We start from the raw sequence: 13,104 nt of genomic DNA, 5'->3' as shown, positions 1-13,104 counted from the left end.
GATGAAAAATTATAAAAATAATTATATTCAAAAAGTTAGCATAATCGCATTGTGCTCAACTCTTTTGACATTACCTGCATGTAAAAAAGATTTTTTAAATGTAGACCCACAGGCTCAGCAACCCGCAGTTACCTTTTGGAAATCGCAGGATGATGCAACAAAAGCTGTAAATGCAATTTACGGTAATTTAAGATCGTGGGAAAATACTGCCTTCCCTGCACTTGCAGTGGAAAGTATCCCTGGAGATGACGCTGAAAAAGGAAGCTCTGTTAATGATGCGAGTTACCTTAATAATTTTGACAACTATTCGGCTTCATCAACAGAAGGACAATTTCAGGGTTTTTGGACAGGTCAGTACCAAAATATCAATTTATGTAACCAGGTATTGGCTAATATTCCAGCAATTAATATGGATGCCAGCTTGAAAGCCCGCTACTTGGCAGAAGCTAAGTTTGTTCGTGCTTACTCATACTTTAGGTTGGTTCGTGCGTTTGGCGATGTGCCATTACGCTTAAGCCTTCCAAAAGATGCATCAGAATTTAATATTCCCAGAACTCCAAAAGCACAAGTTTGGGCAGCGATTGAAAAAGATTTGGATGATGCAGCTGCAGGTTTACCACAAAGTTATCCAATTACCGATTTAGGTAGAGCTACAAAAGGCGCTGCATTAGCATTACATGCTAAAGTTGCTATGTACCAAGCTAAATGGGATCAAGTTTTATCTTTTACCAATACTGTAATGACTTTAGGTTACGATTTGTTTCCTAATTACGAGCAGAGTTTCCGTTTAAATAATGAAAACAACATTGAGTCGATTTTTGAGATACAGTGTGAAATTAAACAAAACATCGCAGGTTCTGCAACTTCTCAATATAGTCAGGTTCAAGGTGTAAGAGGAACAGTTGCAGGTTGGGGCTTTAATGTACCAACAGCTACTTTAGCAGCTGCATATGAGGCTGGCGATACACGAAGAGACGCAACCATCATTTTTAGAGGTGAAACCACACCTGAAGGTGATATCATTCCGGCTACTGGCGATAATCCGATGTATAATCAAAAATCTTACGTTCCATTTAGTTTAATCATTACTGGTTTTAATGAAGGCGCTCAACAAAATGTTAGAGTAATGCGTTTTGCCGATGTATTGCTAATGAATGCAGAAGCTGCAAATGAATTGGGAAATCCAACACAGGCAAAAACTTCCTTAAACAGGGTTCGTGCTCGTGCGAGAGGTGGTGTTTCTGGTGTTTTACCTGATGTTACTTCAACAGACAAAGATGCGATTCGTCAGGCCATTTGGAAAGAAAGACAAGTTGAGTTAGCTATGGAATCTGATCGTTATTTTGATGTAATTCGTCAAGGTCGCGGTACCGCAGTATTTGGTACAAAAGGCTGGAAAGCAGGCAAAAACGAAGTTTGGCCAATTCCATCTACAGAGATCGATTTAAGCGCAGGTACTTTAACTCAAAATCCAGGTTATTAATCGCTAATTTTTAATAAAAATGAAAACAAAATATTTTTTATTGATGGCAGTTGCAACCTTAGGGTTATCTTCTTGCCAAAAGGAGTTTGATCCTTCCACTTATGCTCCTGCACTAAACATTGGAGGCTATACAAGTGCAAAACAAGTAGCTCCTAGCAGTTTAGTTGCTTATTGGGCATTTGATGGAAGTTTGATTGATAGTGTTTCCAACACTGTAGGTGTTAATACTGGAACTTCATTTGCTCCTGCTGTTAAAGGTCAGGGTTTGCAAGGTGCTTTAAATGGCTATGTGGTATCTAATACGCCAACTGCTGTTCAAAACCTAAAAAGCTTTACCTTAACCCTTTGGGAAAAAATGCCTTTAAATGATAAAGGTATTGTTGGTCTAGTTGATGTTTCGAATTCAACATCTTTTTGGGGTAACATGACAACCTTTTTTGAAAATGGTGGAACTGCTGCTTCTGGCAATTTAAAATTCCACATAAACAATGGTGGCGTTGATAATTGGTTAGGTAACTATGCGATGACAAGCCCTTGGGATAAATGGAATCAAATTGCTTTAAGTTATGATCAAGCAACATCAACCTATAAAGTTTATGTTAACGGAGCTAAAATAGCAACTCAGGTTATCGCAAACAATGGTGCTTTGGTTTTCCAAAATGCGAGTAAAATGGTTTTTGGGACAGTTCATTTCCAAACTACACCAAGTTTAACTACAGCAACTGGCAAACAAGATTGGGCAAGCTATTTAGTTGGCCAATTAGACGAAGTTAGAATTTACAACAAAGCCTTAACTGATACGGAAATCAGTTCGTTACAAAAACTTGAAGGTAGAGGAAAATAATAAGTCCTAATCTTATTAAGGCAATAAACAATTAAAGGGTTGCTATAATGGCAACCCTTTTTAACTCCCAAATGATGAGCAAACTATATTCTTATATTCTAATTCTATCCGTTTTCATTTTTGCCTGCAAAAAAAGCGATACCCCAACTCCTGTTGATCCAGTAACGCCACCATCATCCTACTCTTTTTCCGATCTTAAAGTAAACGGCACATACAGTGGCTTTACATATTATGGTTTAAACACTGCTCCAGTTGTTAAAATCACCTTTTCATCTCCTATTAACTTAACTTCCGTTAGCGGAAACATTACCTTAAATGATGCAAATGGCACAGCCATTGCATTCACTCCAACCTTAGAGAATAACGATAATACAGTTGTAATTACAACATCTACATTACAGCCGATTACTAAATATATTTTAACCGTTAATACGGGGCTTTTATCAAAAGGCGGCAATAAACTTCAAACGGCAATAACCGTAAATTTAATTACCGCTGTAGATGATACGGATAAATTTCCCCGCATTAGTGATGATGAACTTTTAACCTTGGTTCAAAAACAAACATTTAAATATTTCTGGGATTTTGGTCACCCGACTAGTGGCCTGGCTCGAGAAAGAAATTCTTCAGGCAATACGGTAACTTCAGGAGGTTCTGGTTTCGGAATTATGGCATTGGTTACCGGTATAAGCCGCAATTTTATTAGCAGAGCTGATGGACTTGCCCGTATGCAGAAAATTGTTGCCTTTTTAAAAACTGCTGAACGTTTCCATGGCGCTTATCCACATTGGTTAGATGGAAATACCGGAAAGGTTATCCCTTTTAGTACCAAAGACAATGGAGGCGATTTGGTAGAAACCTCTTATTTAATGGCGGGTTTAATTACTGCCCGTCAATATTTTAATGGTGCTGATGCTTCTGAAACCGCTTTAAGAAACGATATTAATTCTATTTACAATGGTGTAGAATGGAGCTGGTATCGTAAGGATAACAGTAACACCTTATATTGGCATTGGAGTCCAAATTACAACTGGGATATGAACCTACCCATCAAAGGCTGGAACGAATGTTTGGTAACTTATGTAATGGCGGCTGCATCGCCAACTTATTCAATACCAAAAACTGTTTATGACACGGGCTGGGCACAAAACGGTGCAATGAAAAATGGCAATACCTATTATGGCGTTCAACTTCCACTTGGATCTGCCAATGGTGGCCCACTATTCTTTTCACACTATTCTTTTATGGGAATTAACCCTACTGGCTTAGTTGATGCTTATGCCAATTACGAAACCCAAACAAAAGCGCATACCTTAATTAACTATAATTACTGCAAGGCAAATCCGCTTGGTTTTTACGGATATGGAGAAAATGTATGGGGCTTAACCGCTAGCGATATTCCAAACGGATATACGGCGAGTGCTCCTGGAAATGATGTTGGCGTAATTGCACCAACTGCGGCATTATCATCTATAGCTTATACACCAACTGAATCGATGCAGGCACTTAAATACTTCTATTATAAATTGGGTAACAAAACTTGGGGAGATTACGGGTTTTACGATGCATTTTCATTGCAAGATCAATGGTTTGCATCTTCTACACTTGCAATCGATCAGGGTCCAATTATCGTAATGATTGAAAATTATAGATCTAAATTGATCTGGAACTTATTTATGAGTGCACCAGAAGTAAAAGCCGGCATGAAAAATCTTGGTTTCAGTAGTCCAAATCTCTAACATCCCTTTATACATCCAATGAAAATTGCATTCCAACATTTCCTGTTTTTGTTTTTAACGGCTTTAACCTGTTCATCCTGTGCCCAAAAAGTTAAGGAAACTTATAATCCCGACTTAACCATAAGGAAAAACCTTTCAGATGATCAGTTATTGGATTTGGTGGAGCAACAAACCTTCCAGTACTTTTGGGATGGTGCCGAGCCAACTTCTGGCGCCGCTAGAGAACGCTTTCACGTCGATAATATTTATCCTGATAACGATAAGAGCACAGTGGCAACTGGTGCCACAGGCTTTGGCTTAATGTCTATTTTAAGCGGAATAGATCGAGGTTATGTAACCAAAAAAGAAGGTTTAGGAAGGTTAAATAAAATACTTGACTTCTTGGCAAAAGCAGATCGTTTTCATGGTGCTTGGTCTCATTGGATTTATGGCGAAACGGCAAAGGTTCATCCTTTCGGAAAAAAAGATAATGGTGGCGATCTTGTGGAAAGTTCATTCGTTGCGCAATCGTTAATCTGTATTAATGCCTACTACAAAAACGGTACTGCAGAAGAAAAAGCCCTAGCAAAAAAGGCTGACGATTTATGGAAAGGCATCGATTTTAACTGGTATAGAAATGGCAATCAAAATGTACTTTATTGGCATTGGTCGCCAGAATATAAATGGGAAATGAATTTTCCCGTTAAAGGCTATAACGAATGTTTAATCATGTATGTTTTAGCAGCCTCCTCTCCAACACATACGGTTCCTGCTGAAGTTTATCACCAGGGCTGGGCTAGAAACGGAGAGATTAAAACCAAATTTGAATTATACGGACATCCGTTTACTTTAGATTACCAAGGGCAAAAGAACTCTGTTGGGCCACTATTTTGGGCGCATTATTCGTATCTGGGGTTAAATCCGAAAGGTTTAAAAGATCAATATGCAGATTATTGGGCAAACAACGTAAATCAAACTTTGGCCATCCACGATTATTGTGTTGCCAATCCAAAAGGCTTTAAAGGCTATGGCGAAAATAATTGGGGACTGACTGCTAGCTATTCTGTTAAAGGTTATGCGGCTCACAATCCTCAAGAAGATTTCGGTGTAATCTCCCCTACCGCAGCCATTTCATCTCTTCCGTATACTCCAAAAGAATCAATGAAAGTGATTAGACATTTGTATGAAAATTTAGGAGATAAAGTTTGGGGGAAATACGGATTTTATGATGCCTTTTCAGAAACCGAAAATTGGTACCCAAAAAGATATTTAGGAATTGATCAGGGTCCGATGGTGGTGATGATTGAAAATTATAGATCAGGATTGCTTTGGAAACTATTTATGAGTAATCCTGATGTACAAAAAGGTTTAATAAAATTAGGTTTTGAAAGCCCGGAGATAAAATAAATCGTCATTGCGAGGCACGAAGCAATCTTACTCACAAATGAGATTGCTTCGTGCCTCGCAATGACGGAGCAATATAGTTTACAACATGAGAAAAACCTTACTTACACTTTTCTACTTAACAACATTTATAAGCGTTTTTGCTCAAAAGCAGAAAACCTATTGTAACCCCATAAATGTAGATTATGGCTATACCCCTTTCGAATCTTTTACCGAATGGGGCAAGCATCGTGCAACGGCTGATCCAGTGATTGTAAATTATAAAGGTGAATTTTTACTTTTTAGCACGAATCAATGGGGTTATTGGCATAGCTCTGATCTGTTGAACTGGAAATTTATAGAACGTAAATTTCTTCGTCCATGGAATAAAACAAAAGATGAACTTTGCGCACCGGGTGTAGGCATTATTGGCGATACCGTTGTTGTTTTCGGAAGCACTTATACCAAAAACTTTACACTTTGGGGAAGCACAGATCCAATGGGCAACAAATGGTTTCCACTTGTCGATTCTCTAGAAATTGGTGGCTGGGATCCAGCATTTTTTACTGATGACGATGGCAAATTTTATATGTACAACGGAAGCAGCAACAATTATCCAATGTATGGTGTTGAGTTAGATCGTAAAACTTTTCAACCTAAAGGAACGCGTACCCCAATGTATTTGCTCCAAAGCTGGAGGTATGGATGGCAACGCTTTGGTGAATATATGGACGATACTTTTCTTGATCCATTTGCAGAAGGCGCATGGATGACAAAACATAACGGCAAATATTATTTCCAATATGGTGCTCCCGGCACCGAATTTAGCGGCTATTCAGATGGTGTAGTTGTTGGAAGCAAGCCCTTATTTGATGGCATACAAGCTACCCCACAATCTGATCCGTTAAGTTATAAGGGGGGTGGTTTTTCTCGTGGTGCAGGTCATGGTGCAACTTTTCAGGATAACAATAAAAACTACTGGCACATTTCTACAAGCATTATTTGTGTGAAAAACACTTGGGAACGCAGAATGGGAATTTGGCCAACAGGTTTTGATCAAGATGATGTAATGTGGACGAATACGGCATTTGGCGATTATCCGCTTTATCTACCATCAGAAAGAAAAGAAAATGGCCCTACTGGCCCAGGTTGGATGTTAATTAATTACAAAAAACCAGTTACAGTATCTTCTACACTTGGAAGTTTTAATGCGAATAATGCTGTTGATGAAAGCATTAAAACCTATTGGAGTGCAAAAACAGCTAACAATGGCGAATGGATCCAAACCGATTTGGGAAGTGTATCAACGGTTAATGCAATCCAGATTAATTATGCAGATCAGGATGCTGAATTTATAGGCAAACAGATCGGAATCTATCATCAATACAAAATTCTTTCATCGCTTGATGGAAAAAAATGGACAATGCTGGTTGATAAAAGTCAGAACAAAACTGATGTTCCTCATGATTATATCGAATTAGACAAACCGATAAAAACAAGATTTATAAAAATGGTAAACATCCATATGCCTACAGGCAAGTTCGCCATCAGCGGTTTACGTGTATTTGGAAATGGAAATGGCGAAAAACCAACTCAGGTAAAAAACCTAATCGTTTTAAGAACCGAAAAAGACAAGCGGAGCGCCTACATAAAATGGCAACCTGTTAATAATGCTTTTGCCTATAATTTGTATTATGGAACAGCACCAGATAAGTTATACAACTGCATTATGATCCATGATTTCAATGAGTATTGGTTTAAGGCAATGGACAGTCAAAAAGCTTACTACTTTTCTATAGAAGCGATAAATGAGAATGGCGTATCTGCAAAAACCGAAGTAAAAAAAGTTGATTAAATTTTAAAAGAATAAACACATATATAATGAATAGAGCGAACATCCTAGTTGTTTTTTTAACAATTCTTGCACTGAATGCTTCAGCGCAAACCAAAAAACCAGTTTCTGCCGAAGAAGGGAAAATGAATACCTTCATTAACAACTTATTGGCAAAAATGACCATTGATGAAAAAATCGGTCAACTCAATTTACCGAGTTCGGGAGATATTACAACCGGCCAGGCCAATAGCAGTGATATTGCAAAGAAAATTAAAGACGGGCAAGTAGGTGGTTTATTTAATATTAAAGGTGTCGAAAAAATCAAAGCTGTTCAAAAAATTGCTGTAGAAAATAGTCGAATGAAAATTCCCTTATTATTCGGAATGGATGTAATTCATGGCTACAATACCGTTTTTCCCATTCCATTAGGTTTGAGCTGTACTTGGGATATGAATGCCGTTCAAAAATCGGCAAGGGTTGCTGCAATTGAGGCCAGTGCCAGCGGCATTAACTGGACTTTCTCTCCTATGGTAGATATTTCTCGCGATCCACGTTGGGGTAGAATCTCGGAAGGGAGCGGTGAAGACGCTTATTTAGGATCGCAGATTGCAAAAGCTATGGTTATAGGCTATCAAGGTAAACTTCAGGCCAATAACGAGATCTTAGCTTGTGTTAAACATTATGCCTTATATGGCGCTGCAGAAGGTGGTAGAGATTACAATACTACCGATATGAGCAAGGTTAGAATGTATAACGAATATCTTCCTCCATACAAAGCTGCAGTTGATGCTGGTGCAGCAAGCATTATGGCTTCATTTAATGAAGTAGATGGTATCCCTGCAACTGGGAGCAAGTGGTTAATGACAGAAGTGCTTCGCAACCAATGGGGATTTAAAGGCTTTGTAGTAACAGATTATACAGGTATTCCAGAGATGATTGCTCACGGAATGGGCGATCTACAAACTGTATCAGCTTTGGCCTTAAATGCAGGCGTTGATATGGATATGGTTGGAGAAGGTTTTTTAGGTACATTAAAAAAATCTTTATCGGAGAAAAAAGTTACCCTTCAACAAATCGATAATGCGTGTAGATTAATTCTTCAAGCAAAATATAAATTAGGTTTATTTGCAGATCCATATAAGTTTTGTGATGCTCAGAGAGCAGAAAAAGAAGTTTTCAGTCCTGAAAATCGTCAAATTGCTAGGGAGGTTTCTGCAGAGAGTTTCGTTTTATTAAAGAACGACAATAATATTTTACCGCTTAAAAAAACTGGAACGATTGGATTAATTGGCCCATTGGCAGATAACACGGCAAACATGTATGGTACTTGGAGCGTTGCTGCTTTGTTTGATAAATCGGTTACAGTACTTCAAGGCTTAAAAAATGCTTTGGGTAATGATGCTAAAATATTAACGGCTCGTGGTTCTAACTTCCTAGCAGATTCAGTTATGGAGCATCGCTATGTAAATATTCATAATCCAACTTATGTTCGCGATTCGAGAAGTGAAGCGGATATGATTAAAGAAGCATTAAAAGTTGCAGAAAAATCGGATGTAGTTGTTGCTGTAATGGGCGAAGGATCTGAATTTACAGGAGAAAGCAGCAGTGTTACCAATATCGAGATTCCTCAAACACAGAAAAATTTATTAAAAGAATTGGCTAAAACAGGTAAACCAATTGTATTGGTTATGTTTACAGGTCGCCCGTTGGCTTTGAAATGGGAAAATGAAAATATTCCAGCAATTTTAAATGTTTGGTTTCCAGGAAGTGAAGCAGGAAATTCAATTGCCGACGTACTTTTTGGCCATGTTAATCCATCAGGAAAATTAAGCACAACTTTCCCACAAAATGTTGGCCAGGTTCCGTTGTATTATGCACACAAAAACACTGGTAGACCACTAGCAGAAGGAAAATGGTTTGAGAAATTCCGTTCCAACTATTTAGATGTAAGCAACGATCCATTGTTCCCATTTGGTTATGGCTTGAGTTATACTTCTTTTAGTTACAGCGATATTAAATTAAGTTCGAATACTTTAACCAAAGGTAAATCCATCACAGCCTCGGTTACCTTAACAAATACAGGAAAATATGAGGGAAAAGAAGTTGTGCAACTGTATATCAGAGATTTAGTGGGCAGCATTACACGTCCGGTTAAGGAGCTTAAAGGTTTCCAAAAAATTAATTTAAAAGCAGGAGAAAGTAAACAGGTAACGTTCAACATATCAGAAAATGATCTTAAATTCTACAACTCAGATTTAAAATTTGTTGCAGAACCTGGTGATTTTAAATTATTTATTGGCACAAACTCACATGATGTTAAGGAAACAGCATTCACATTGAAATAAATATTATTAGGTTGGTTATGAACCCCAGACTGTTGCAAAATAGCTGGGGTTTTTTAATTTTGTTTTATGAAGAATATATTTCTAACCATTAGTCTTCTCTTTTTCGCATTTATTTTAAGGGCTCAGGATTTTAAAAAGTACGATAAAGGAAGTTTTATAAAAGGCAAAGACTCTATTTACTATAGAATTTTATTCCCAGAAAATTTTAATCCTACAGAAAAATACCCTATTGTGTTCTTTCTACATGGCAGTGGCGAAAGGGGGAGCGATAATGAAAAACAATTGGCTCATGGTGGCAATCTATTTCTTAAGGATGATGTTCGTAAGAATTTTCCTGCCATAGTGGTTTTTCCTCAATGCCCTGATAACGACTTTTGGGCAAACATCAATAATACAAAGGATGAAAATGGTAAGCGAAAAATAACGTTTGTAGAAGGTGGCAAACCCACAAAAGCCATGCATGCACTGGTTGGTATGGTTAAAGATTTCTTGAAAAAACCTTTTGTTAATAAAGAGCAGGTTTATGTAGGCGGTTTATCTATGGGCGGAATGGGCACATTTGAACTGCTTCGACGTAAGCGGAATACTTTCGCAGCTGCAATTTCAATTTGTGGTGGCGACAATACCAACAACATAAAGAAATATCAAAAAGTGCCACTATGGATTTTTCATGGAGCAAAGGATGATGTTGTTGATCCTGCCTTTTCTATGGTTATTGCCGAGCGCTTAAAAACTGTAGGCGATGAGGTTAAATTTAGCCTGTACCCTAACGCCAACCACAACAGTTGGGATAGTGCCTTTGCAGAGCCAGAATTATTGCCTTGGTTGTTTAGTCATAAGAAATAGTCATCAACCTCGTAGGTTTTAAAAACCTACGAGGTTTAAATATCAAATTTAGCTAGTTTTTCATTGGATAATCTGATGTGCTTATCAAGATGATACTCTATAAAAAAGGGTAAGCCACTAAACCATGTAATAACTTCATTTCTACTTAACATGGTAGGTTTTGAAGATATGATTGTTTTATAAGAAGAATACTTATAATCTCTAAAATCTTTTGAAATTCCGTGCTTTTGTGGATTTGCGTGGATGTAATAAATTAGTTCCGTTAAATAGAATTCGTCATCTATTTTTTTCCTTTTAAACCTTTCTTCAAATAGTTTTCCAGTACGGTTATATTTTTTATTGTAAGCTTTAGCATAGGCGTTAAAAATATTCGAGAAGCTTTGTTCGTATTTTATCTCATTATTTTCATTCTCTTTTATCTTTATTAAAAGATGAAAATGATTATTTAAGAGACAATAAGCATAAATTTCAGCTATTGGTGAAATGTGCTTTTTAATAATATCAAAAAGTACAGAAAATTCTCCTCTTCCTTAAAGATAACCTCACTGTTATTTCCGCGATTGTAGATGTGGTAAAAACATCCGTGTTCAAGTTGAAGAGCATTAATCATATTTAAACTTAAATAATTTGCTGTTCAAATCAAACCTCGTAGGTTTTAAAAACCTACGAGGTTTAAAACAAAAAAGGCTTGAGAAAAAATCCTCAAGCCTTTTTAAAAATATTCAATTAATTCTATTCAGCCATGTTATGATAAACCGCCTGAACATCATCGTCTTCCTCCAACTTATCAATCAGTTTTAAAACATCCAGAGCTTGTTCTTCTGTAACTTCGTGATGAGAAAGTGCGATGCGCTCTAATTTAGAGCTTTTCAGTTCAATTCCTTTCTCTTCCAAAGCCTTTTGTAAAGGTCCGAAGTTTTCAAAAGTACCTTGCGCTACTACAATATCATTTCCTTCTTCATCTGCCTCTACATACAATTCTTCCAAACCAGCGTCGATCAATTCGAATTCCAGCTCTTCCAAATCCAAACCATCAACAGGCACAAAACGGAAAATTGATTTACGGTTGAAAACAAAATCCAAAGATCCTGTTTTACCAAGCGATCCGTCTGTTTTATTAAAGTAGCTTCTTACGTTAGCCACTGTACGGTTGGTATTATCTGTAGCGGTTTCAATTAAAACGGCAACACCATGAGGGGCGTAACCTTCGTAAACAATTTCCTCATAATTCGCCATAGATTTATCAGAAGCACGTTTTATTGCAGCCTCTACCCTATCTTTAGGCATGTTTACAGCTTTAGCATTTTGCATTGCAGTGCGTAAACGCGAGTTGGTTTCTGGATGAGGCCCAGATTCCTTAACCGCCATTACAATATCTTTGCCTATACGCGTAAACTGAACCGCCATTTTGGCCCAACGCTTAAATTTTCTTTCTTTTCTAAATTCGAATGCTCTTCCCATTTTTTAGTATTAAGTATTTATTATTAAGAAGGGTTAATTGTTCAAATTGCTTAAACCGTTTAACTGATACTTAATAACGATTAACCGACTAAACAGTTAACCAATTTTACTCTTTTTATTTTTTTAAATTATTTAACATGTCTATTGTGAGTTTCGATAAATCGAACTCTGGTTTCCAATTCCAATCTTTAGTTGCATAACTGTCATCGATAGAACGAGGCCAGCTATTTGCAATTTGCTGGCGTGGATCATTTTCAGCTGTGTAAGATAAAGTAAAATTTGGAATATGTTTTCTGATTTCTGCCGCTAAAACTTCTGGAGTAAAACTAACGCCACCAAAGTTATAGCTGCTCCGAACAGAAATTTGATCTGCAGGTGCATCCATCAATTCAATCGTTCCTCGAATGGCGTCATCCATATACATCATCGGCAATTCAGTATCTGCATTTAAGAAACTCTGATAACTTCCCTTTTTTAATGCATCATGAAAAATATGAATTGCATAATCGGTAGTTCCACCACCTGGCGCTGCTTTCCAGCTAATTAATCCTGGGTAACGGATACTTCGAACATCTAAACCATATTTTTGATTGTAATATTCGCACCATCTTTCTCCAGCCAATTTACTAATTCCATATACCGTATTTGGATCCATAATACAATATTGCGAAGTATTGTCTTTTGGAGAATTTGGACCAAAAACAGCGATGGAGCTTGGCCAATATACTTTTGCGGTTTTGTATTCTAGGGCAAGATCGAGCACATTGAGCAAACCGTTCATATTTAAATCCCAAGCTAATTTTGGATTTTGCTCTCCTGTTGCAGATAACAATGCAGCCAAAAGATAAACTTGAGTAGGCTTATATTTTTGAAAGATCCCTTTAATCATCTCCTTATCCAACACGTTTACAAATTCGAATGGAGCTGAATTTTTAATGTCATAATCCGGCCTACGAATATCGCATGCAACTACATGATCATCGCCATATATTTTACGTAACATCGTAACCAGCTCGGTACCGATTTGCCCGTTAGAGCCCAAAACAACAATTTTTTCCTGCATAGTATTTTTAGAGAATGAGCAAAGGTAAAAAAATGGCATAAAATCTTTAACAAACCTGCGGAATATTTGGCAATGTTTTCAAAAATAAAAAAAGCAATTATCCGGTTCGATCAAACGATTGTTCTAT

Annotated in this window: 9 protein-coding genes; 7 read left to right on the top strand and 2 right to left on the bottom strand. The window is 37.2% G+C overall.

Annotated features, from left to right (window positions below):
* The first annotated feature begins 1 nt into the window (after position 1).
* The 7 genes from DF947_RS17070 to DF947_RS17040 all read left to right on the top strand — a co-directional run bounded on the left by DF947_RS17070 (position 2) and on the right by DF947_RS17040 (position 10,453).
* Positions 2–1,483, top strand: coding sequence for a RagB/SusD family nutrient uptake outer membrane protein (locus tag DF947_RS17070; RefSeq protein ID WP_109931259.1), 1,482 nt, complete (start codon positions 2–4; stop codon positions 1,481–1,483).
* A gap of 19 nt (positions 1,484–1,502) precedes the next feature.
* Positions 1,503–2,327 carry a LamG domain-containing protein gene (locus DF947_RS17065; protein ID WP_109931258.1) on the top strand — a complete coding sequence of 275 codons (825 nt, stop codon included), beginning with the start codon at positions 1,503–1,505 and terminating at the stop codon, positions 2,325–2,327.
* Positions 2,328–2,398: 71 nt separating this feature from the next.
* Positions 2,399–4,066 carry a glucoamylase family protein gene (locus tag DF947_RS17060; RefSeq protein ID WP_240615403.1) on the top strand — a complete coding sequence of 556 codons (1,668 nt, stop codon included), beginning with the start codon at positions 2,399–2,401 and terminating at the stop codon, positions 4,064–4,066.
* Between the two features lie 18 nt (positions 4,067–4,084).
* Complete coding sequence (locus tag DF947_RS17055) at positions 4,085–5,452, top strand: glucoamylase family protein (RefSeq protein WP_109931256.1); 1,368 nt, start codon at positions 4,085–4,087, stop codon at positions 5,450–5,452.
* An 85-nt stretch (positions 5,453–5,537) separates the two neighbouring features.
* Entirely contained in the window at positions 5,538–7,283 is a 1,746-nt protein-coding gene (locus DF947_RS17050; protein WP_109931255.1) for a discoidin domain-containing protein, read from the top strand.
* 26 nt (positions 7,284–7,309) lie between these two features.
* On the top strand, positions 7,310–9,607 hold the full coding sequence (bglX, locus tag DF947_RS17045) for a beta-glucosidase BglX (protein WP_109931254.1): 2,298 nt from the start codon (positions 7,310–7,312) through the stop codon (positions 9,605–9,607).
* A 66-nt stretch (positions 9,608–9,673) separates the two neighbouring features.
* Positions 9,674–10,453: a carboxylesterase family protein gene (locus tag DF947_RS17040; protein WP_109931253.1), complete on the top strand. Its 780-nt coding sequence runs from the start codon at positions 9,674–9,676 to the stop codon at positions 10,451–10,453.
* Positions 10,454–11,185: 732 nt separating this feature from the next.
* On the opposite strand, the gene DF947_RS17030 is transcribed toward DF947_RS17040, so the two are convergent.
* Both DF947_RS17030 and DF947_RS17025 read right to left on the bottom strand, forming a co-directional pair.
* Positions 11,186–11,914 (bottom strand): YebC/PmpR family DNA-binding transcriptional regulator, encoded by a 729-nt coding sequence (locus tag DF947_RS17030; RefSeq protein WP_109931252.1) that lies wholly within the window; start codon positions 11,912–11,914, stop codon positions 11,186–11,188.
* A 115-nt stretch (positions 11,915–12,029) separates the two neighbouring features.
* Positions 12,030–12,977, bottom strand: a complete 948-nt coding sequence (locus tag DF947_RS17025) for an NAD-dependent epimerase/dehydratase family protein (protein ID WP_109931251.1) — start codon at positions 12,975–12,977, stop codon at positions 12,030–12,032.
* Positions 12,978–13,104 lie beyond the last annotated feature (127 nt).

Source organism: Pedobacter paludis (genome assembly GCF_003173575.1).
GTDB lineage: Bacteria > Bacteroidota > Bacteroidia > Sphingobacteriales > Sphingobacteriaceae > Pedobacter > Pedobacter paludis.
This window is presented reverse-complemented; position numbering and strand designations above follow the sequence as displayed.

Bases quoted from the DNA above. Each gene is read 5' to 3' on its own strand.
- DF947_RS17030 (WP_109931252.1), bottom strand. From the start codon at position 11,914: ATGGGAAGAGCATTCGAATTTAGAAAAGAAAGAAAATTTAAGCGTTGG.
- DF947_RS17025 (WP_109931251.1), bottom strand. From the start codon at position 12,977: ATGCAGGAAAAAATTGTTGTTTTGGGCTCTAACGGGCAAATCGGTACC.
- DF947_RS17070 (WP_109931259.1), top strand. From the start codon at position 2: ATGAAAAATTATAAAAATAATTATATTCAAAAAGTTAGCATAATCGCA.
- bglX (WP_109931254.1), top strand. From the start codon at position 7,310: ATGAATAGAGCGAACATCCTAGTTGTTTTTTTAACAATTCTTGCACTG.
- DF947_RS17050 (WP_109931255.1), top strand. From the start codon at position 5,538: ATGAGAAAAACCTTACTTACACTTTTCTACTTAACAACATTTATAAGC.
- DF947_RS17060 (WP_240615403.1), top strand. From the start codon at position 2,399: ATGATGAGCAAACTATATTCTTATATTCTAATTCTATCCGTTTTCATT.
- DF947_RS17065 (WP_109931258.1), top strand. From the start codon at position 1,503: ATGAAAACAAAATATTTTTTATTGATGGCAGTTGCAACCTTAGGGTTA.
- DF947_RS17040 (WP_109931253.1), top strand. From the start codon at position 9,674: ATGAAGAATATATTTCTAACCATTAGTCTTCTCTTTTTCGCATTTATT.
- DF947_RS17055 (WP_109931256.1), top strand. From the start codon at position 4,085: ATGAAAATTGCATTCCAACATTTCCTGTTTTTGTTTTTAACGGCTTTA.